The following is an 18,528-nucleotide window of genomic DNA, read 5'->3' on the forward strand; positions in this document are numbered from 1 at the left end:
ACGATCGACGCTCGGACCGTCGGAGGTGACGATGGGCAGCTCGCCGGGGCTCGGCACCGACCTGCCCGCGCACGTCCAGGAGCTGTGCACGCGCGCGATGGACGCGACCGGGGTCGCGATGTTCGTCACGGGCCCGCGATCGGCGGAGATGCCGATCGTCTGGGTCAACCGCGCGTTCGAGCGACAGACCGGGTTCACCGCCGCCGAGGTCCTCGGCCGCAGCCCCCAGGTCCTCGAGTCGCTCCTCGCGAACCCCGTCGACGCGCAGCAGCTCCGCTCCGCCGTGGCCGACGAGCGCGAGCTCACCTACACGGTGCGCACCTTCCGTCGCGACGGGGTGGCGGTGTGGACGCAGCTGTCGCTCGCGCCCCTCACCGGACCGGACGGCGCGGTGACCCACTGGGTCGGTGCGCAGGTCGACGTCTCCGAGCACCTCGACCGGTACGCCGCCCAGGTCGCGTCGCTCGCGCTCGAGCGGCGCGAGCGCGCGGTGCTCGACGTCGTCTCCCGCAGCTCCGACCTCCTCGCCGACCTCGACCAGCCGTACGCGCTGCGCGACATCACGGCGCTGCTCGCGGGGTACGTCGTCGACTGGGCGGGCTTCTACCTCAACGACGATGGCCTGCGGTACGCGGAGGGCGTCGACACGGCGGCGCCGCCGAGCGGGCGCGGCCAGCGGCACGGCCGCTACACGCCCGGCGTCCTGCCCCTGGCCTCGGGCGTGCACACGACCGACGCGCTCGGCGACTCGGCGGCCGTCACCGGCTCGGTGCCGCGCGTCCGCGTGGACGTGCCCGACCGTGTCCAGGACGTGCTCGACGGGCGCATCGAGGGCCCGGTGACGCTCGACCTGTCCGCCACCTACCCGCAGTGGTCGGCCTCGGGCTGGCTCCAGCGCGACCTCCACCACCGGCTCTCCGGGCTCGCGCGGCCGCCGGGTTCCGTGACGGTGTCCGCCGTCCCGGGGCGGCGGCGCATCCTCGGCCTGCTCGTCACGGGTGACCTTCCGGACACCCCGCCGCAGGGGTTCGGCACGGACGCGGAGGCCCGCGAGGGCGTGCGCACGCTGCTGCAGGTCATCGCCCGCCGGGCCGGCACCGCGATCGACAACGTGCGCCTCTACGCGCGCGAGCACCGGCTCGCCGAGACCCTCCAGCGCGCGATGCTCCCCGAGCAGGCCGACGTCACGGGCCTCGACGTGTGGACGTACTACGCGCCGAACTCCGAGCACGCCCAGGTGGGCGGCGACTGGTACGACGTCCTGCAGATCGCGCCGGACGTCGTCGGCCTCGTCATCGGCGACGTCGTGGGGCACGACGTCGAGGCCGCGGCCGCCATGGGCCAGCTCCGCTCGGTGGTGCGCTCGTACGCGTACGAGCTCACGACGCCGGGCCCCGTGCTCGAGCGCGTCGACCAGCTCGTCCAGGGCATGCGGATCCCGCGGTCCGCGAGCCTCGTGTACGCGGCGCTCACGCAGCCGGACGCCGCGCAGCCCGAGGACGCGTGGCGGATCGAGTACTCGCGCGCCGGCCACCTGCCGCCGCTCCTGCTGCGCGACGGCACCGTGACACAGCTCGACGACGCCGGGGGAGCGCTCGTCGGCTTCGGCGGCCGCAGCCGCTCGACGGGCGTCGCGACGCTCGTGCCGGGCGACACGCTCGTGTTCTACACCGACGGCCTCATCGAGCGCCGCGACCGCGCGCTGCGGGTCGGCCTGGAGGCGCTCGTGGCGGCGTCCGAGGCCGTCACGGCCGTCGACGCCGCGGGCGTGGGCGAGGAGCTCCTGTCGCGCCTGGCGGACGCCCCCGAGGACGACGTCGCGCTCGTCGTCGTGCGCATCCCCGACCCGCAGCGGGACGCGTCCGCGGTCGTGCTGAGCCCGCGCAGCCGTCGCTGGCTCCTGCCGAGCGAGCCTGCGTCCATCGGGCGCGCGCGGCACGCCGTCGTGCGCACGTGCCAGGCGTGGGGCGTGCGGGAGAGCGCGAACGCGGAGCTCGTCGTCTCCGAGCTCGTCGCGAACGGCGTGCTGCACGGGTGGGGCCACCTCGCGCTGCGCCTGTTCGACACGGGCGACGGCATCCGCGTCGAGGTCGAGGACTCCAACCCGGCGCCGCCCGTCCCGACGGACGGCCACCCGAACCGCATGGGCGGCTTCGGCATGCAGATCGTCGAGCGGCTCGCCGACTGGGGATGGCGCCCGACGGCGTCGGGCAAGCTCGTGTGGGCGACCCTGCGGCCCTCGGGGCGGTAGCGCGGCCCGACGGCGTCAGGCCGGGGGCTCGACCTTGGCGAAGCCGGACGGCGGTGTCGCGGGCTCGCAGCGGTGGTCGTTGTCGATGCGGAACAGCTCGAGCGCTCCGCACACCTCGAGGACGAACAGGTCCCGGTCGTCGCAGCCGCGCAGCACCGTCGCACCGCCGCGCTTGCGACCGGCGTCGGCGAGCGAGATGAGGAACGCCGCGCCGGTGGAGTCCATGAACGTCACGCGGCACATGTCGATGACGAGGAGCTGACGGCGCAGCCCGACGACGCGTGCCGCGATCTCCGGGAACTGGTCGCGCTCGGCGAGATCGAGGTCTCCGGCGATGACGAGGGTCGTCGTCGCGGGGGACGTGGCGATCTCGATCATGTCCACGACTCTAGACGCCGCCCGGGTGCGTCGCGCGCCCACCCGGTGCTCGCCGGGCGGACGCGCGGCCGGTCAGCGCAGCGCACGCACCTCGTCGGCCGAGGTCCCGGCGTCGCGCAGGAACTGCTCGCAGCGCTCCGCCTCCTCGATCTCGCCGAGGTACGCGGCGCACTCGGCGAGGGCCAGGAGAGCCCGCAGGAAGCCCTGGTTCGGCACGTGGTCGGCCGGGATCGGGCCCTGGCCGCGCCAGCCGGCGCGCCGCAGGGAGTCCAGCCCGCGGTGGTAGCCGGTGCGCGCGAACGCGTAGGCCGTCACCGCGCCGCGCGAGCCGTTCTCGTGGAGGAAGTCCTCGGCGAGGTAGGCCCACGCGAGCGAGCTCGCGGGCGAGCGGCCCGCGATCTCGTACGGGTCGCCGTCGGCCGCGATGGCGTCGCGGACGTGCGCGTAGTCGTCGGGGAGGCGGACCGGTGCGGGGCCGCCGAGGAGGTTCGCGTGCGTGTCGCTCATGAGGCCATTCTGCCCATCCCGGGCGTGACGCGGTCGATCCACGCCTCCAAGGTCAATTTCCGTCATCCGACCGGTAAACTCGGCGCCGGTCCCCGGGTCTCTGCCGCCCGGGAGACGCCTCGGGCCCGCGGGCCCGGCGCCGTCGGGCACCCCGTGCCCGCTCCGCTCCGGACGCCGGTGCGCGCCCACGACCATGACCGGCCCGAGGAACAGGCAGTGCGAAAGTGGGGATTCCATGCCAGGCGTGGTGCTCGTCGGTGCCCAGTGGGGCGATGAGGGCAAGGGCAAGGCGACCGACCTCCTCGGGTCCCGGGTCGACTACGTGGTCAAGTTCAACGGCGGCAACAACGCCGGCCACACGGTCGTCATCGGGGACGAGAAGTACGCGCTCCACCTGCTGCCGTCGGGCATCCTGTCCCCGGGGGTCACGCCGGTCATCGCGAACGGCGTCGTCGTCGACATCGAGGTGCTGTTCCAGGAGCTCGACGACCTGATCTCGCGCGGCGTGGACGTCTCGCGCCTGCTCGTCTCGGGCTCCGCGCACGTCATCGCCGGCTACCACCGCACGATCGACAAGGTGAGCGAGCGGTTCCTCGGCAAGCGCCGCATCGGCACCACGGGCCGCGGCATCGGGCCGGCGTACGCGGACAAGATCAACCGCGTCGGCATCCGCATCTGGGACCTGTTCGACGAGAAGATCCTCGCGGAGAAGATCGAGGGCTCGCTCGACCAGAAGAACCACCTGCTGGTCAAGGTGTACAACCGTCGCGCCATCACGGTCGACGAGACGGTGGCCGAGCTGCTGCAGTACGCCGACCGGCTCAAGCCGATGGTCGCGGACACCGCGCTCGAGCTGAACAAGGCGCTCGACGCGGGCAAGAACGTCCTCTTCGAGGGCGGGCAGGCCACCATGCTCGACGTCGACCACGGGACGTACCCGTTCGTCACGTCGTCCAACGCGACCGCGGGCGGCGCGCTCACGGGCTCCGGCGTCGGGCCGACGCGCATCAGCTCCGTCATCGGCGTCATCAAGGCGTACACCACGCGCGTGGGCGAGGGCCCGTTCCCGACCGAGCTGTTCGACGCGAACGGCGAGTACCTGCTCAAGCAGGGCGGCGAGTACGGCGTCACGACGGGCCGCGCGCGCCGCTGCGGCTGGTACGACTCGGTGATCGCGCGCTACGCGACCCGCGTCAACGGCATCACCGACATGGTGCTCACCAAGCTCGACATCCTCACCGGCTTCGAGAAGGTGCCGGTGTGCGTCGCGTACGACGTGGACGGCGTCCGGTACGACGAGATGCCGCTCGACCAGACGGCGTTCCACCACGCGAAGCCGATCTACGAGGAGCTCGACGGCTGGTGGGAGGACATCTCCGGCGCCCGCACGTTCGACGACCTGCCGGTCAACGCGCAGCGCTACGTGCACGCGCTGGAGGAGATGTCGGGCACGCGGATCTCCGCGATCGGCGTCGGCCCGAGCCGTGACGCGATCATCCCGCGCCACGACCTCATCCACTGAGCCGACGACCCCCGCCGACCACGGCCCGGACGCCCCGCGGGGTGTCCGGGCCGTCTCGGTAGACTCGGCGCCCGTGAAGATCCTCGTCGTCGGGACCGGTGCCCGCGAGCACGCCATCGTCCACGCCCTCGCGCACGAGGCCGACCGCCCGGGCGCGGAGCGCCACGAGCTGCACGCCGCCCCGGGGAACCCGGGCATCGGGGACCTCGCGACGCTGCACGCGGTGGACCAGAACGACGGCGCCGCGGTGGCCGCGCTCGCGACGGACCTCGACGTCGACCTCGTCGTCGTCGGCCCGGAGGCGCCGCTCGTCGCGGGTGTCGGGGACGCGGTGCGCGAGGCCGGCGTCCCCGTGTTCGGGCCGAGCGCGGAGGCCGCGCGGCTCGAGGGCTCCAAGGCGTTCGCGAAGGACGTGATGGCCGCGGCGTCGGTCCCCACGGCGCTCGCGCACGTGTGCAGCGATGTCGACGAGGTCGCGGCCGCTGTCGACGCGTTCGGCGCGCCCTACGTCATCAAGGACGACGGCCTGGCCGCCGGCAAGGGCGTGGTCGTCACGGAGGACCGTCAGGCCGCGCTCGAGCACGCCGCCGCGTGCTTCGCGACGCCGCGCCGCGCCGCGGACGGCACGCCCGAGGACCCGTGCGTCGTCGTCGAGGAGTACCTCGACGGCCCCGAGGTCTCGCTCTTCTGCGTGAGCGACGGCGCGACCGTCGTGCCGCTCGCGCCCGCGCAGGACTTCAAGCGCGCGTTCGACGCCGACGCGGGGCCCAACACGGGCGGCATGGGCGCGTACAGCCCGCTGCCGTGGGCGCCCGAGGGCCTGGTCGAGGAGGTCGTCACGCGCGTCGCGCAGCCGACGATCGACGAGATGGCGCGGCGCGGCACCCCGTTCGTCGGCGTGCTCTACGTGGGCCTCGCGCTGACGAGCCGCGGCACGCGCGTCGTGGAGTTCAACGCGCGCTTCGGCGACCCGGAGACGCAGTCCGTGCTCACGCGCCTCGCGACGCCGCTGTCCGCGGTCATGCTCGCGGCGGCGCAGGGGCGGCTCGCCGAGATCGGCCCGCTGCGCTGGCACGACGACGCGTCGGTCACCGTCGTCGTCGCGGCGCACGGCTACCCGGGCGCCGTCCGCGGCGGCGACCCGATCACGGGGATCGAGGCGGCGGAGGACGTCGAGGGCGTCCACGTGCTGCACGCCGGGACCGCGCGCACGGACGACGGCGGCCTCGTCGCCGCGGGCGGGCGCGTGCTCTCGGTCGTGGCGCGCGGCGCGGACCTCGCCGAGGCCCGCCGTCGCGCGTACGCGGCGGTCGACCGCATCGTGCTCCCCGGCTCGCACCACCGCGACGACATCGCGGCCCGCGCTGCCGCGGGCGAGGTCACGCTCGCGGGCTGACGGCGCGTCCGGCGACCGTCGCTACCGGCGGAACCAGGGGTCTCGGTTCACCGCCCCCGCCAACCCCGCGAGGGCGCTGCCCGCCGTGCCCTTCGTCGTGACGAGCGACAGGCCGTAGGCGGACAGGATCGGGTTGACGGGCTGGTAGACGAACGAGCCGCCGTTGGAGCAGTCCTTGACGCGCCCCGACGTGACGCCCTGCGCCTGGTCGCCCGAGACGACCGAGCCGCCCGAGTCGCCACCCTCCGCGCACGCGCTGCCGCGCGCGAGGCCGGAGACGGTGCCGGTGCCGTAGTTGACGGTGATGTTCTTCTGCTCGATGACGCCGCAGCGCCAGCCGGTCGTGGCACCCGAGCGGCACACCGACGCTCCCACGGGCGCCTCGGTCGAGCCGGCGACGTCGACCGTGCCGCCCGCGTAGTCGTTCACCCGCGGGACGGGCGAGAACCTGGCGTCGACGCGCGCCCACGCGTAGTCGTGGCCGGGGAACGACGCGGCCTGGACCGTGCCCATCCGCGCCCAGCTCGCGGTGAGCACCTCCTTGCCCGCCGCGCCGCAGTGCCCCGCCGTGACGAACCCGCCCTGGACGGCGAAGCCGATCGAGCACGCCGACCCGGACCACCCGCCGGGGTCCCGGGAGATGTAGCGGTCCCCGCCCCGCACGTCGGCCGCCGGCTCGTACGGCGCGTCGACGACCTCGGTGCGCACGGCGGACCCGTCGGTCCCCGACGCCTCGACGAACGCCTCCGCGGCCGCGGGGTCGAGCGACTCGACGACGACCTCGTTCGTGGTGACGTCCACGTACCAGGCCTGGACGGCGTCGGGCGTCCTGGTCGTCTCGAGCTGCGCCGCGACGTCGTCGAGCTCGGCCCGGCTCCGGTCCACGACGAGGGCCGTGGCGCCGGCCGCCTCCACGTCCGCGACGGCTGCGGGGTCGGTCACGGCGACGACGGGCGTCCCTGCCTCGGCGTCGACCCACGTCCCGGCGTACACGGCGCCGAGCTCGCCGCTCAGCGTGCGTTCGACCGTGGCGGTCGCGGCGTCGAGCGCGAGCCGGTCGTCGACCTCCGCGGGGTCGAGCCCGAGGTCGAGCTCGAGCGCGCGCAGCTGCCCCGCCGGCAGGCCGCCGGAGCCGCGGTCCGTCGTCGGTGTGGTCACGCGTCCGGGGGCCGTGCCAGGCGCGGACAGGGAGACGCTCTCCGTCGGTGGCGCGCTCGCCCGCGCGGTCTCGGCGAGGCCCGCGCTCGCGACGAGCACCACCAGTCCTGCCGATAGCGCTGTCCTGGGGTGGTGCATCGGTGCGTCCTCCGTTCCGGTGACGGCCGCTGCCGTCGGCGCAGCCGGGACGAGACGTGCGCACGCGGGAGGCGGTCCTGAGCGGCGCCCTACGGCGGGGGAGCGTGCCCACGGTCGTTCTCTGGGGACAGTAGCCGCGGGCGGGAGGTTCGGCGCGGGCTGGCAGGTCCGCCCCGGCCCGACGGCCCCGGAGGACGGCCGTCGCCGGTCAGGGCTCGAGCGATCCGTCGTCGAGGAGATCCGGCGACGAGCCGAGCAGCGAGCGCGTGATGCGCTCGGCGTCGGCGGTCATCTCGTGCACGGCCGACCGGAGATCCTCGTCGCCCACGTCGTGCCCGGCCTCGACCGCGCGCAGCACGGCTCGCCGGACGACCTCCTTGACGAAGGAGGCGGTCACGCCGTCCGTGCGGTCGGCGGCGTCGGCGAGCGCTCCGGAGGTGAACGGCAGGTCGCCGCGGTAGAGCTCGAACAGCCGCAGCCGCGCCGACGCGTCCGGCAGCGGGATCTCGACCGCGAGGTCGACCCGGCCGGGCCGCTGCGCGAGCGCGCGCTCCAGGAGGTCGGCCCGGTTCGTCGTCAGGACGAACGCGACGTCGGAGTCGCTGCCGAGGCCGTCCATCGCGTCCAGCACCTCGAACAGCAGCGGCTGCGGGCCGTCGTGGAACGAGCGGTCCTCGGCGATGAGGTCGCAGTCCTCGAGCACGATGATCGCGGGCTGCAGCGCGCGAGCCGTCTCGGCGGCGAGCCGGACGAGCCGCAGCGCACCGCCCGCGAGGACGATGACTGTCGTGCCCGGGCTCTCCCCGACCAGGTGGCGGACGGTGTGCGTCTTGCCGGTCCCGGGCGGGCCGTAGAGCAGGACGCCGCGCTTGAGGTGCTGGCCCGCCGCGAGGAGCTCCGTGCGGTGCCGCGCGACGCCGAGCACCTGGCGCTCGATCCTGCTCAGCGTGCCGTCCGGGAGCACGACGTCCGTCGCCGGGACCCGGTCCCGGGGCAGGAACGTCATGCCGCCGGCCTGCGCGCCATAGTCCGACGCCGTGAAGGTCACGACCTGGCCGCGCAGCACGCTGTGCTCGACCATCGCGGCCCGGAGCTCCGCGAGGAGCGACAGGGCGGCGTCCTCCTCGGGGCACATGACCTCGACGCTGCCCTCGTTGCCGTGCCGCGGGTTCGCCGCGCGCTGCAGGAGCGCGACGGGCGTGCCCGCGTACGCGAAGAGGTGGAGCCCGAAGGAGACGGTGCGGCGCTCGCTCTCGGGGCCCGTCGCCGCGCGCGCGTAGTCGACCGCGCCGACGGGGAACTGACGCCACAGGGCGGAGTGCTCGACGATCTCGGAGAACGACGTGTGCATCCGCTGCTCGCCGCCGCCGACGCCCACGACGCGTCCTCCGCCGTGACGCGTGACGACGGCCTCGATCGCGACGTCCGCGTCGACGCTGCGCAGCGTCGACACCGTCTCGGTGACGACCGCGATCGCGCGCGGGTCGGAGCCCAGGTGCTCGCGCAGCACGTCCGCGACGGACGGCCCGGCGTCCACCCGCTGCTTCTGGGCCTGCTCGTTGGCCGTCTCCATGAAGGCCGAGAACGTCGCGAGGAAGTCGCGCACCCGCGGGTCGTCCGTCGCGCGCCCGGCGCGGTCGCCGTCCTCGGGCGGGGTGGGGTGCGCGCCGGAGTCGGTTCCGGAGGTGGACGCGGGGCCGGGTGCGAATCGCATGGTGCGACACTAGGGGCCGTGACCTCCACCCCGCAGGATCCCGGCTCGGCGCTCTCGCTCGGCGAGGCCGACGCCCTCGACACCGCCGCGCTCGACCTTCCCGGCTGGACGCACGCGTACTCGGGCAAGGTGCGCGACCTGTACGTCCCGGACCTGCCTGCCGTGGGGGGCGTGCACCCCCTGGGCGACGTCGTGCTCGTCGTCGCGAGCGACCGGGTCAGCGCCTACGACCACGTGCTGTCGCCCGGCATCCCGGACAAGGGCGTCGTGCTCACGCAGCTCAGCCTGTGGTGGTTCGAGCAGCTCGCGGACCTCGTGCCGAACCACGTCGTCTCGACCGCGGTCTCGGCGGTGCCGGGTGACGGCCTCGTGCCCGACGTCGTCGCCGGCCGCGCGATGATCTGCCGTCGCCTCGACATGTTCCCCGTCGAGTGCGTGGTGCGCGGGTACCTGACGGGCTCCGGCCTCGTGGAGTACCGCGCAGGCGGGGAGGTGTGCGGCGTGCCGCTGCCCGACGGCCTCGTCGACGGGTCGCGCCTGCCCGAGCCGATCTTCACGCCCGCGACGAAGGCGGCGGTGGGCGAGCACGACGAGAACGTCTCGTTCGACGTCGTGGCCGAGCAGATCGGCCTCGACGACGCCACGCGCCTGCGCGACCTCACGCTCGCCGTGTACGCGCGCGCCGAGGCGATCGCGCGCGATCGCGGTGTGATCCTCGCGGACACCAAGCTCGAGTTCGGCGTGGACCCGGCGACCGGGGAGACCGTGCTCGGCGACGAGGTGCTGACGCCCGACTCGTCGCGCTTCTGGCCGGCAGACCAGTGGGAGCCGGGCCGCGCGCAGCCGAGCTTCGACAAGCAGTTCGTGCGCGACTGGCTCACGTCGCCCGCCTCGGGCTGGGACCGCGCCGCGGACACCCCGCCGCCGTCGATCCCGGCCGACGTCGTCGCGCGCACCCGCGCGCGCTACCTCGAGGCGTACGAGCGGCTCACCGGCTCGACGCTGGCCTGACGCCTCGCTCCTGACGCCTCATGCGGTCCGGAGGGTGCCGGGCCGGAGGTAGGTGTGCCCGCTCGGCGCGGTCCACCGCACGGAACCGTCGGTGAGCAGCGCCGGGCGCCAGCCGTCGCGCGCGCGGACGACCCGGTGGTGGCGGCACAGCGCGACGAGGTTGCCGGCCTCGTGGGCGGACCCCGCGTCGTCGTCCGTGCCTGTGCCTGTGCCCGGCCGCGGGGCGACGACGTGGTCGAGGTCGCAGCGGAACGCCGGCACGCGACAGCCCGGGAAGACGCACGTCCCGTCGCGCGCGAGGACGCGCGCCACGGTGGCCGGCTCGGGCCGCGAACGGCCGCGCTCGATCGTCGGGACGGGTGCTGCCGGTGCGTCCATGGTGGGCCTCCGTGCGTCGTCGGGCGAGGGTCGTGCGAGGGCGGGGAAGGGGCAGGACCCCGCCCTCGCACCGTGCCCGAGCGTGCTTCTCGAACACGTGTTCGAGAGTAACGGCACCCTCTGACACGCGTCGAGCGCTTGCGCGCATAGGTCGTCGAGCGATATATATCGACCGTGACGCACTCGACCCCGTTCCGCATGACGGAGCAGGCGTACCTCGTGCTCCTCGTCCTCAGCGGCGAGGCGCTCCACGGGTACGCCGTCATCCGGTCGGTGCGCGAGCTCTCCGACGGGCGCACACGCCTCGGCGCGGGCACCCTCTACGGGAACCTCGACCGCCTCGTCGCGGCCGGGCTCGTCGAGCCGACGGGCGAGGAGGTCATCGACGGCCGGCTGCGTCGCTACTACCGCGCGACCGACGACGGGCGCCGCGCCGCCCGCGCCGAGACCCTCCGCCTCGCCGAGCTCGCCGAGCGCGCGCGCCGGTCGCTCTCCCGGGGCGCCGGCCGAGGTGCTGCCGACGGGCTCGCGGGGAGCGGCGCGTGAGCGGGCGACGGGCCGGCGCCGACGGCGCGCCTCCCGGCCGCCCCGCGCGCTGGTCGCGTGGCGCGGACCGGTACGAGCGGTCCGCGCGGTTCTGGCTGCGCGCCTACCCCCCGCGCTGGCGCGACCTGCACGCCGACGAGGCGCTCGCCGTCCTGCTCGACCTGGCCCCCGAGCCGGGCGACGGCGCCGCTCCCCGCGGCATCGGCGCGCGCGAGGCGTGGGGCCTCGTGCGCGCGGGGTGGGCGCTGCGGTGGCGCGAGCATCCGCCGCTCGGGCGCTGGCTGCTCTACCGGTCGCTCGACATGCGGCTCCCCGCGCGGTACTGGTGGTGGGTCGCCGACGACATCCACGGGGCGCTGTACCCCTGGCGCGTCACCCTGGGCAGCCTGGGGACCGCGCTGGCGGTGTTCTACGGGTGGCCTGTCCTGGGCCATGCGCTGTTCTCGTACGACGTCACCCGGCCGGGCCTCTGGATGGGCGTCCTGTGGTGCGCGGCTGCGCTCGTGAGCGGGTTCCTGTTCCGCCGGTCCCACGTCGACCGGGCCTGGCGCAAGCACGTGCTCGACGGCAACATCCCCGCCGACTCCCCGGATCGACGTCGCACCGCGGGCGGCTGAGCGCGCCCGCTCACCGTGCGGACGCCCGTCCGGACGCGTGCGTACGCCCGCTAGACTGGACGCGGAATCCCGCCGTCGGCTCCCGCTCGTCCCGTCCTCCCGGGCGTCCTCGACGCCCGTGACGTGGCCGGGATCCCGGAGCCCCGGCCCTCCCGAACACTCTCGCCAAGGAGCCCCCGTGGGACGCGTCGTCGTCGAGGTCATGCCCAAGCCCGAGATCCTGGACCCGCAGGGCAAGGCCGTCGTCGGGGCGCTGCCGCGCCTCGGCTTCACCCAGTTCACGTCCGTCCGCCAGGGCAAGCGGTTCGAGCTCGAGGTCGAGGGGCCGGTGACGCCGGAGGTCCTCGCCGCAGCCGAGGAGGCCGCGGTGAAGCTCCTGTCGAACCCCGTGATCGAGGACGTCGTGCGCGTCGCCGACATCGAGACGGACGCCGCCGCGACGATCACGTCGCAGGGTCTCGCCTGATGTCCACCGCGGCTCTCGCGACGGCCACGGTCGGCGTCGTCACCTTCCCCGGCACGCTCGACGACCGCGACGCCGCGCGCGCGGTGCGCCTCGCGGGTGGCGAGGCCGTGTCGCTCTGGCACGCGGACGCCGACCTGCACGGTGTGGACGCGGTCGTCCTGCCCGGCGGCTTCTCCTACGGCGACTACCTGCGCGCGGGCGCGATCAGCCGCTTCGCGCCGGTCATGGAGTCGGTCGTCGACGCCGCGAAGGGCGGCATGCCCGTGCTCGGCATCTGCAACGGCTTCCAGATCCTCACCGAGGCGCACCTGCTCCCGGGCTCGATGGTCAAGAACGACCACCTGCACTTCGTGTGCCGCGAGCAGGTCCTCGTGGTCGAGAACGCCGACACCGCCTGGACGCGCGACTACACGGCCGGCCAGCGCATCACGATCCCGCTGAAGAACCAGGACGGGCAGTTCGTCGCCGACGAGCGGACGCTCGACGAGCTCGAGGCCGAGGGGCGCGTCGTCTTCCGCTACGACGGCTGGAACCCCAACGGGTCGCGCCGCGGCATCGCGGGCATCACGAACGCGGCGGGCAACGTCGTCGGGCTCATGCCCCACCCCGAGCACGCCGTCGAGCCCGGCTTCGGCCCTGCCGCCGCGGCCGGCCCGCGCGCCGGCACCGACGGCCTCGGGTTCTTCACGTCGGTCCTGGGCGCGCTCGTCCGCGCGTGACGCTCCCGCGCGTCCTGCCCGACGGCGCCCGGCACCCCGGGGCCGGGGCCGTCACCGTGGCGACGGTCCCGGCGGACGACGCCGCGGCCGAACGGCTGCGGTCGCGACAGCAGGCGGAGCTGGCCGTGCGCTACGGCGAGCCCGACGCCGGGACGTTCACCCCTGAGGCGGCGCTCGCGAACGTCGTGGTCCGGGACCACGGCGAACCGGTCGCGTTCGTCGCGCTGCGCGACGTCTCCGGCACGCCGGACGGACGCGGCGGCGCGCACCCGGCGCGGACCGGCGAGGTGAAGCGCCTGTACGTCGAGCCCGCCCACCGGGGCCGCGGGCACGCCCGCACCGCGATGCGCGCGCTGCACGAGCGCGCGGTCGCCGCGGGCCTCGACCGGCTCGTGCTCGAGACGGGGACGCTCCAGCCGGAGTCCATCGACCTCTACCTCTCGCTCGGCTACGTGCCGATCGAGTCGTACGGCCACTACGCCGGGCAGCCGCTCTCGCGCTGCTTCGCGCTCGACCTGCGCACGGAGCGGGCCGCCGCGCCGGGATCGGCCGACCGGCAGGGTGCCGCGGGACCAGGTCCCGGCGCCGTAGCGGGAGCCCCGGTCGCCGGGGCTGTCGTGCTCCGTGCCGTCCCGTGGGAGGACCCCGACGCGACCGCGCTGCGCCGTGAGATGCAGGAGACGTCGTCGGCCGTGCTGTACCCCGAGCTCTTCGAGGGGCTCGACGCCGCCGGGGGCTTCGAGGCCGTGGACGCGCGCCTGGGCACGGACGTCGTCCTGACCCTCGTGGCGTACCGGGACGACGAGGCGCTCGGGTGCGCATCGCTGCGGCGTCCCGAGCCCGGCGCGCCGCAGGACGCGCTCGAGGTGAAGAAGGTCTTCGTGCGCGAGCGCGCCCGGCGCTCCGGGGCCGCGCGTCGGCTTCTCGACGGGCTGGAGGCGGCCGCGCGCGAGCGTGGGACGGTCACCCTCCTGCTGGAGACCGGGATCCGTCAGCCTGGTGCCGTCGCGCTGTACCGCGGGTCGGGCTACCGCGCGGTACAGCCCTTCCCTCCCTACGACGAGAACCCTGTGGCGCTCTGCTTCGCGAAGCGCCTCGGCTGACGCGCGTCCTCTCACATGCCCGCGACGAGGTTGACCAGCCCGGCCAGGACGACCGAGCCGAAGAGGTACGACAGGAGGGCGTGCCCTAGCGCGACCCGGCGCATCTCGGACGACTCGAGGTCCGTGTCGGAGATCGCGAAGCTCATGCCCACCGTGAAGCCGATGTAGAGGAAGTCCGTGTACCGGGGCGGCTCCGGCTGGTGGAAGTCGATCCCCCCGTCCACCCCGGTGTAGTACAGGCGGGCGTACGTCAGCCCGAAGATCGTGTGGACCGTCGCCCACGAGACGACCACGCCGAGGACCGCGATCCCGGCGGTGACAGCACGCCCGGACTGGCTCGACGTCACCAGCACGAGGCCGACGATGACCACGCTCGCGACCGCGGCCGCGAGGACGATGAGGTGCGTGACGGCACGCGTCGGTTCCTCGCGCGTCGCGTGGGTCGCGGTCTCCGTCGCCTCCATGGGCCACACCGTGCACCATGTCCACGCCGTGAACGTCGCCGCGGTCCCGGCCCACCCGAGGACGACCGCGACCGGCGGATGGGTCACGGTCCAGATACCGACGGCCACGGCGACCCCCAGCACCACCCCCACCAGCAACCGGATCGCAGGGGGCGCGTCGCGGAACCGGCCGCGGCCCGGTCGGGGCGTGGTGGTCGAGGGCACGGCACCAGTCAAGCATCGTCCGGGACGCCGCGCGGGACCGGGTCGAGACGCAGGAGAGTGCCCGCAGGGGCGTGCCGCATATGACCGCGCTGTCCGGTTCCGCTAGGGTGGCCCGGTGATCCCCCTCGCGTCCGGCGCCCACTCCGTGGCCTCCGTCGTCCTCGAGCTGCTCGGGTGGGTCTCCGCAGCCGTGGCGCGCGTGCCCGGACGGGTCGGCGCGCTCGCTGCCGAGGTGCGGGAGACCGCGGCGGGCTGGGGCCTCCCGGTCGGCGAGGTGACCGACCTCTACGCCGCCTTCCCCGCTCGTCTCGCCCTCGCAGTCGGCGCCGTCGCGCTGGTGTGCGCCGTCGTGGCGCTCGTCCACGGCCTGCGCCAGCGGCCCGACGCCGCGAGCCCTCAGGGCGACTCCGGGCGCGTCAGCGGGAGCTGAGCAGCGGCGCGACCTCGTGCCCGAGGAAGCGCACGAACGCCTCGACGTCGGGTTCGTCCGCGGTCGGCTGGACCGCCACGGCTGTCGCGCCCGCCTCCGCGAGGGCAAGGATCCCCGCCGCGACCGCCTGGGCGTCGCCTGCGGCGCCGATGCCTCGACCGGGCTCCGCGCCCCACACCGGCAGCTCGCGGTCGACCCGTGCCTGCGCGTCCGGCCCCGTCGCAGCGATGAGCGTCGCGTGGACGTCGAACCCCGCGCCCGCGCCGCCCTCGCGCGCGACGTCCGCGGCGCTCCGCACGTCCTCGGGGGTCAGCGCGTTCGTGAGGATGAGACCGTCGCCGAGCTCACCGGCCAGCGCGAGCGTCCGCGGTCCGGACCCGCCCAGCCACAGCGGGACGGGCTCCGTGGGCGGCCAGTCGAGACGGACGGCGTCGAGCGTGACGTACCGGCCGTCCGTCGTGACCTCCTCGCCCACGAGCAGGCGGCGCAGCGCCGTCGTGTGCTCGCGCAGGAGCGTCAGCGGTGACGCGACGCGCACCCCCGCCTGCCCCATCCACTCCTGGACGCCGTGCCCGACCCCCGCGACGAGCCGGCCGGGGAACATCCGCGCGAGCGTCGCCACCTCCATCGCCGTGATCGCCGTGCTGCGCAGCGGGGCGGGCATGAGCCCGATGCCGACGCGCACGCGGTCCGTCCACGAGAGGGCCGCGGCGGCCGAGGCGAGGCCCGACTGCTTGAAGCAGTCCTCCCACACCCAGAGGTCGTCGAGTCCGGCGTCCTCCGCGGTCGTCGCGAGCCGCCGAAGGCTCTCCGGCGCGTGGGTGGGTACGAACGCGATACCGAGCCGTGGTGTCGTCATCCCGTCATCGTGCCCGAGGCCACCGACAGTCAGCGGTCGTGGCTCGGGGCGCCCGGAGTGTCGTCGCCCGCGCCCGCGCCGGCGAGGAACGCGAGCTGCGCGGCGACGGACTGCCGGGCGGCTCCTCGCACCGCGGGGTCGACGTCGGCGTAGACCCGCGCGACCACCTGGTCGACCGCGTCCCGGGCGTCCGGGGCCAGGCCGAGCGTGGTCAGCACGTCCCGCACCTGGGCGAGGCGCTCGTGGCGGTGCTCCCGGTACGCGCGCACGCGCGCCGCGAGGTCGTCGACGACCGGTCCGTGGCCGGGGAGGCCGGTCACCGGGCCTGGACTGCCCGCTACGGCCCCGATCGCGTCGAGGCTCGCGAGATAGGCGCCGAGCGACCCGTCGGGTGCGGCGATCACCGTCGTCCCCGTCCCGAGCACCGTGTCGCCGGTGAGGACCGTCGTGCCCGACGGTGCCGGGTCCGGGTCCGGGTCCGGGTCCGGGTCGGCCGGGTCCGGGGTGCCGAAGGTGCGGTCGTCGGTCGGGGGGACCGGGCCGTCGTCGGGCAGGACGAGGCAGACCGAGTCGGCGGTGTGCCCGGGCGTGGCGAGGACCACGACCCGCAGGCCTGCGGCCTCGATCACCTCGCCGTCGCGCAGCGGTGCGCCGCCGTGGCAGCGGTCCGGGTCGGCCGCCCGCACCGGGGCGCCGGTGCGCGCGCGCAGCCCGGGGGAACCGGCCGTGTGGTCGGCGTGTCGGTGGGTCACGAGCACGAGCTCGACCGGCCCGGCGGCGGCGAGCGCGTCGAGGTGGGCCGCGTCGTCGGGCCCCGGGTCCACGACGACGCACGACGCCGAGCCCGGCGCGCGCAGCACGTACGACCGCGTGCCGTCGAGCGTCATGGGGCCGGGGTTGTCCGCGCGCAGGACGGCGGCGAGGCGCGTGACGGGCGTCGGGACGCTCATGTCACGCGCGGTGCCGCAGGACCGCGGGGCGGCCCTCGTCGTCCCACTGGGAGAACCGCGCGTCGATCAGCGGCGCGACGAGCTCGTACGTCTCCCACGTGTCCGGGACGCGGTACACGTCCTCGGGCTCCCCGTCGCCAGGGCTCACGGCGTCCACGTAGTCCTCGAGGTACAGGCCGCCGTCGTCCTCGTCGCCCGCGTAGTAGGCGCTCGCGAACGCGGCGCCGACGTCGTCGAGGTCGACGTCGACGAGCTTGCCGTCGCGCGACTCGTGCACGAACGCGCCCGGCGTGGTGGTGCGCTCGCGCAGCGCGGCGAGCTCGTCCGCGGAGTCGTCCTCGAGCTCCGCGGACACGTGCCCGGAGAGCGCCGCCCACGCGAGGAACATGCCGATGTGCGTCGCGCCCGCCTCGGGGCCGGCCTCGGGCGGGTAGCCCTCGCCGTCGAAGTGCCAGGACGCGTCGTCGTACTTCGTGGTCATGCGCGCGACGCTACCGCCTCCCACCGACGCCACCACGCCCCTGCCACCACGTCGACCTCGACCATGACCTCGCTCCGTGTCGAGCACGACCTTGCTGTCGTGAGGGGGCGCTCAGCGACAGCAAGGTCGTGCTCGGCGGTTCCGGGTCAGGCGGCGAGCGCTCCCGCGAGGAGCTCCAGGGTGCGCGCGCGGCCCGGCGTCGCGTCGAGAGCCTCGTCCGCGCGGGACGCGGCGACGGGCACGACCATGACCTCGTCCACGCCGTGGCGCTCGGCGAGCCGACGGACCTCGGCCGCCGCGTCGTCGGGCGTCCCGACGGCCCAGCGGCGCAGGCTGTCCTCGACCATCTGCCCGGCCGCGCCGTCCAGCGGCGCGGCCTGCGCCTCCTCGACGGTCTCCAGCGCGGTGAGCGCCTGGCCGGTGCGCAGGCGCGCCATCATGCGGGCCTGGGGGAGCGCCCGGGCGCGCGCCTCGTCGTCGGTCTCCGCGACGACGGCGTTGAGGGTGAGGAACGTGCGGGGCTCGGGGAAGGCCTCGCTCGGGCGGTAGCCCTCGCGGTAGAGGGCGAGGATCTCGTCGATGCCCTGGCCCGAGAAGTGGTTCGCGAACACGTACGGCAGGCCCAGCTCGGCGGCGAGGCGCGCGGAGTAGTCGCTCGACCCGAGCAGCCAGACCGTCGGGGTGCCGTCCGCGGCGGGCGTCGCGTGCACGTCGTAGACCTGCCCGCTCGTGAGGCGCAGCGTCGCGCCCTGCGGGCTCATGAGCGCGAGGATGTCCGTCACGTGCTGGGGGAAGCGGTCGACGTCGGCCGTGGGGCCGGTGATGCGCAGCAGCTGCGTGACGACCGGGTCCGAGCCGGGCGCACGGCCCAGGCCGAGGTCGACCCGTCCGGGGGCGATCGCCTCGAGCGCGGCGAACTGCTCGGCCACGACGAGCGGCGCGTGGTTGGGCAGCATGACGCCGCCCGAGCCGACGCGGATCCGGTCCGTCACCGACGCCGCCGCGGCGATCATGACGGGCGGGGTCGAGGCGGCGACCGCGGGCATGTTGTGGTGCTCGGCGAACCAGTAGCGCTCGTAGCCGAGCCGGTCGGCGAGGCGCACGAGGTCGAGCGACGCTCGCACCGCCTGGGTGCTGGACTGGCCCGACCGGACGGGCACGAGGTCGAGGACGGACAGGCGGGGGGTCTGGGTGCTCACCCTGGTGCCAACCGGCCACCCCCGTGCCTCATTCCCC

At 75.1% G+C, this 18,528-nt stretch carries 20 protein-coding genes; 10 read left to right on the forward strand and 10 right to left on the reverse strand.

Annotated elements, in window-relative coordinates:
* The first annotated feature begins 31 nt into the window (after positions 1-31).
* Positions 32-2,251, forward strand: a complete 2,220-nt coding sequence (locus ACZ4MO_RS02130) for a SpoIIE family protein phosphatase (protein ID WP_175007501.1) — start codon at positions 32-34, stop codon at positions 2,249-2,251.
* Positions 2,252-2,266: 15 nt separating this feature from the next.
* Here ACZ4MO_RS02130 and ACZ4MO_RS02135 read toward each other — a convergent pair whose 3' ends face one another.
* Both ACZ4MO_RS02135 and ACZ4MO_RS02140 read right to left on the reverse strand, forming a co-directional pair.
* A complete protein-coding gene (locus ACZ4MO_RS02135) occupies positions 2,267-2,629 on the reverse strand; it encodes an STAS domain-containing protein (protein WP_043653881.1) in 363 nt (120 codons plus the stop codon).
* A gap of 72 nt (positions 2,630-2,701) precedes the next feature.
* Positions 2,702-3,136 carry a DUF3151 family protein gene (locus ACZ4MO_RS02140; RefSeq protein ID WP_175007502.1) on the reverse strand — a complete coding sequence of 145 codons (435 nt, stop codon included), beginning with the start codon at positions 3,134-3,136 and terminating at the stop codon, positions 2,702-2,704.
* 235 nt (positions 3,137-3,371) lie between these two features.
* Here ACZ4MO_RS02140 and ACZ4MO_RS02145 point away from each other — a divergent pair, with 235 nt between their 5' ends.
* Both ACZ4MO_RS02145 and purD read left to right on the forward strand, forming a co-directional pair.
* Positions 3,372-4,658, forward strand: coding sequence for an adenylosuccinate synthase (locus ACZ4MO_RS02145; RefSeq protein WP_021482868.1), 1,287 nt, complete (start codon positions 3,372-3,374; stop codon positions 4,656-4,658).
* Between the two features lie 73 nt (positions 4,659-4,731).
* Positions 4,732-6,054: a phosphoribosylamine--glycine ligase gene (purD, locus tag ACZ4MO_RS02150; RefSeq protein WP_175007503.1), complete on the forward strand. Its 1,323-nt coding sequence runs from the start codon at positions 4,732-4,734 to the stop codon at positions 6,052-6,054.
* 21 nt (positions 6,055-6,075) lie between these two features.
* Here purD and ACZ4MO_RS02155 read toward each other — a convergent pair whose 3' ends face one another.
* On the reverse strand, positions 6,076-7,212 hold the full coding sequence (locus ACZ4MO_RS02155; RefSeq protein ID WP_175007504.1) for an alpha-lytic protease prodomain-containing protein: 1,137 nt from the start codon (positions 7,210-7,212) through the stop codon (positions 6,076-6,078).
* Positions 7,213-7,558: 346 nt separating this feature from the next.
* A complete protein-coding gene (locus ACZ4MO_RS02160; protein ID WP_175007505.1) occupies positions 7,559-9,064 on the reverse strand; it encodes an AAA family ATPase in 1,506 nt (501 codons plus the stop codon).
* Positions 9,065-9,082: 18 nt separating this feature from the next.
* Between ACZ4MO_RS02160 and ACZ4MO_RS02165 the strand changes: the two genes are divergently transcribed.
* Entirely contained in the window at positions 9,083-10,075 is a 993-nt protein-coding gene (locus ACZ4MO_RS02165) for a phosphoribosylaminoimidazolesuccinocarboxamide synthase (protein ID WP_175007506.1), read from the forward strand.
* An 18-nt stretch (positions 10,076-10,093) separates the two neighbouring features.
* Here ACZ4MO_RS02165 and ACZ4MO_RS02170 read toward each other — a convergent pair whose 3' ends face one another.
* A complete protein-coding gene (locus tag ACZ4MO_RS02170; RefSeq protein WP_222592330.1) occupies positions 10,094-10,453 on the reverse strand; it encodes an HNH endonuclease signature motif containing protein in 360 nt (119 codons plus the stop codon).
* Positions 10,454-10,627: 174 nt separating this feature from the next.
* Here ACZ4MO_RS02170 and ACZ4MO_RS02175 point away from each other — a divergent pair, with 174 nt between their 5' ends.
* The 5 genes from ACZ4MO_RS02175 (at position 10,628) to ACZ4MO_RS02195 (ending at position 13,904) form a co-directional block, all read left to right on the forward strand.
* Positions 10,628-10,999 (forward strand): PadR family transcriptional regulator, encoded by a 372-nt coding sequence (locus ACZ4MO_RS02175; RefSeq protein WP_255436932.1) that lies wholly within the window; start codon positions 10,628-10,630, stop codon positions 10,997-10,999.
* Positions 10,996-11,616 (forward strand): hypothetical protein, encoded by a 621-nt coding sequence (locus ACZ4MO_RS02180; protein ID WP_175007507.1) that lies wholly within the window; start codon positions 10,996-10,998, stop codon positions 11,614-11,616. Before ACZ4MO_RS02175 ends, ACZ4MO_RS02180 begins: the two co-directional genes overlap by 4 nt.
* Positions 11,617-11,794: 178 nt before the next feature.
* A complete protein-coding gene (purS, locus tag ACZ4MO_RS02185; protein WP_021483374.1) occupies positions 11,795-12,082 on the forward strand; it encodes a phosphoribosylformylglycinamidine synthase subunit PurS in 288 nt (95 codons plus the stop codon).
* A complete protein-coding gene (gene purQ, locus ACZ4MO_RS02190; RefSeq protein WP_074805369.1) occupies positions 12,082-12,801 on the forward strand; it encodes a phosphoribosylformylglycinamidine synthase subunit PurQ in 720 nt (239 codons plus the stop codon). Before purS ends, purQ begins: the two co-directional genes overlap by 1 nt.
* Positions 12,798-13,904 (forward strand): GNAT family N-acetyltransferase, encoded by a 1,107-nt coding sequence (locus ACZ4MO_RS02195; RefSeq protein WP_255436933.1) that lies wholly within the window; start codon positions 12,798-12,800, stop codon positions 13,902-13,904. The genes purQ and ACZ4MO_RS02195 overlap by 4 nt, the downstream gene beginning before the upstream one ends.
* An 11-nt stretch (positions 13,905-13,915) precedes the next feature.
* On the opposite strand, the gene ACZ4MO_RS02200 is transcribed toward ACZ4MO_RS02195, so the two are convergent.
* The gene (locus tag ACZ4MO_RS02200) at positions 13,916-14,572 is read right to left on the reverse strand and encodes a DUF1345 domain-containing protein (protein ID WP_255436934.1); all 657 of its coding nucleotides are present in this window, start codon (positions 14,570-14,572) and stop codon (positions 13,916-13,918) included.
* Between the two features lie 115 nt (positions 14,573-14,687).
* Between ACZ4MO_RS02200 and ACZ4MO_RS02205 the strand changes: the two genes are divergently transcribed.
* Positions 14,688-15,002, forward strand: a complete 315-nt coding sequence (locus tag ACZ4MO_RS02205; protein ID WP_175007508.1) for a hypothetical protein — start codon at positions 14,688-14,690, stop codon at positions 15,000-15,002.
* Here the strand turns inward: ACZ4MO_RS02205 and ACZ4MO_RS02210 are convergent.
* The 4 genes from ACZ4MO_RS02210 to ACZ4MO_RS02225 all read right to left on the reverse strand — a co-directional run bounded on the left by ACZ4MO_RS02210 (position 14,989) and on the right by ACZ4MO_RS02225 (position 18,491).
* Positions 14,989-15,861: an LLM class flavin-dependent oxidoreductase gene (locus ACZ4MO_RS02210; protein ID WP_175007509.1), complete on the reverse strand. Its 873-nt coding sequence runs from the start codon at positions 15,859-15,861 to the stop codon at positions 14,989-14,991. The genes ACZ4MO_RS02205 and ACZ4MO_RS02210 overlap by 14 nt on opposite strands.
* Before the next feature lie 29 nt (positions 15,862-15,890).
* Positions 15,891-16,811 carry an MBL fold metallo-hydrolase gene (locus ACZ4MO_RS02215; RefSeq protein ID WP_175007510.1) on the reverse strand — a complete coding sequence of 307 codons (921 nt, stop codon included), beginning with the start codon at positions 16,809-16,811 and terminating at the stop codon, positions 15,891-15,893.
* A 1-nt stretch (position 16,812) separates the two neighbouring features.
* Entirely contained in the window at positions 16,813-17,292 is a 480-nt protein-coding gene (locus ACZ4MO_RS02220; protein ID WP_175007511.1) for a DUF7832 domain-containing protein, read from the reverse strand.
* A gap of 146 nt (positions 17,293-17,438) precedes the next feature.
* Positions 17,439-18,491, reverse strand: coding sequence for an MsnO8 family LLM class oxidoreductase (locus ACZ4MO_RS02225; RefSeq protein ID WP_175007512.1), 1,053 nt, complete (start codon positions 18,489-18,491; stop codon positions 17,439-17,441).
* Positions 18,492-18,528 lie beyond the last annotated feature (37 nt).

The sequence above is a fragment of the Sphaerisporangium cinnabarinum genome (assembly GCF_055567015.1).

What these genes read in the sequence shown, in the direction of transcription:
- ACZ4MO_RS02130 (WP_175007501.1), top strand. Translation starts at nt 32, where the DNA reads ATGGGCAGCTCGCCGGGGCTCGGCACCGACCTGCCCGCGCACGTCCAG.
- ACZ4MO_RS02135 (WP_043653881.1), bottom strand. Translation starts at nt 2,629, where the DNA reads ATGATCGAGATCGCCACGTCCCCCGCGACGACGACCCTCGTCATCGCC.
- ACZ4MO_RS02140 (WP_175007502.1), bottom strand. Translation starts at nt 3,136, where the DNA reads ATGAGCGACACGCACGCGAACCTCCTCGGCGGCCCCGCACCGGTCCGC.
- ACZ4MO_RS02145 (WP_021482868.1), top strand. Translation starts at nt 3,372, where the DNA reads ATGCCAGGCGTGGTGCTCGTCGGTGCCCAGTGGGGCGATGAGGGCAAG.
- ACZ4MO_RS02160 (WP_175007505.1), bottom strand. Translation starts at nt 9,064, where the DNA reads ATGCGATTCGCACCCGGCCCCGCGTCCACCTCCGGAACCGACTCCGGC.
- ACZ4MO_RS02170 (WP_222592330.1), bottom strand. Translation starts at nt 10,453, where the DNA reads ATGGACGCACCGGCAGCACCCGTCCCGACGATCGAGCGCGGCCGTTCG.
- purQ (WP_074805369.1), top strand. Translation starts at nt 12,082, where the DNA reads ATGTCCACCGCGGCTCTCGCGACGGCCACGGTCGGCGTCGTCACCTTC.
- ACZ4MO_RS02210 (WP_175007509.1), bottom strand. Translation starts at nt 15,861, where the DNA reads ATGACGACACCACGGCTCGGTATCGCGTTCGTACCCACCCACGCGCCG.
- ACZ4MO_RS02215 (WP_175007510.1), bottom strand. Translation starts at nt 16,811, where the DNA reads ATGAGCGTCCCGACGCCCGTCACGCGCCTCGCCGCCGTCCTGCGCGCG.
- ACZ4MO_RS02220 (WP_175007511.1), bottom strand. Translation starts at nt 17,292, where the DNA reads ATGACCACGAAGTACGACGACGCGTCCTGGCACTTCGACGGCGAGGGC.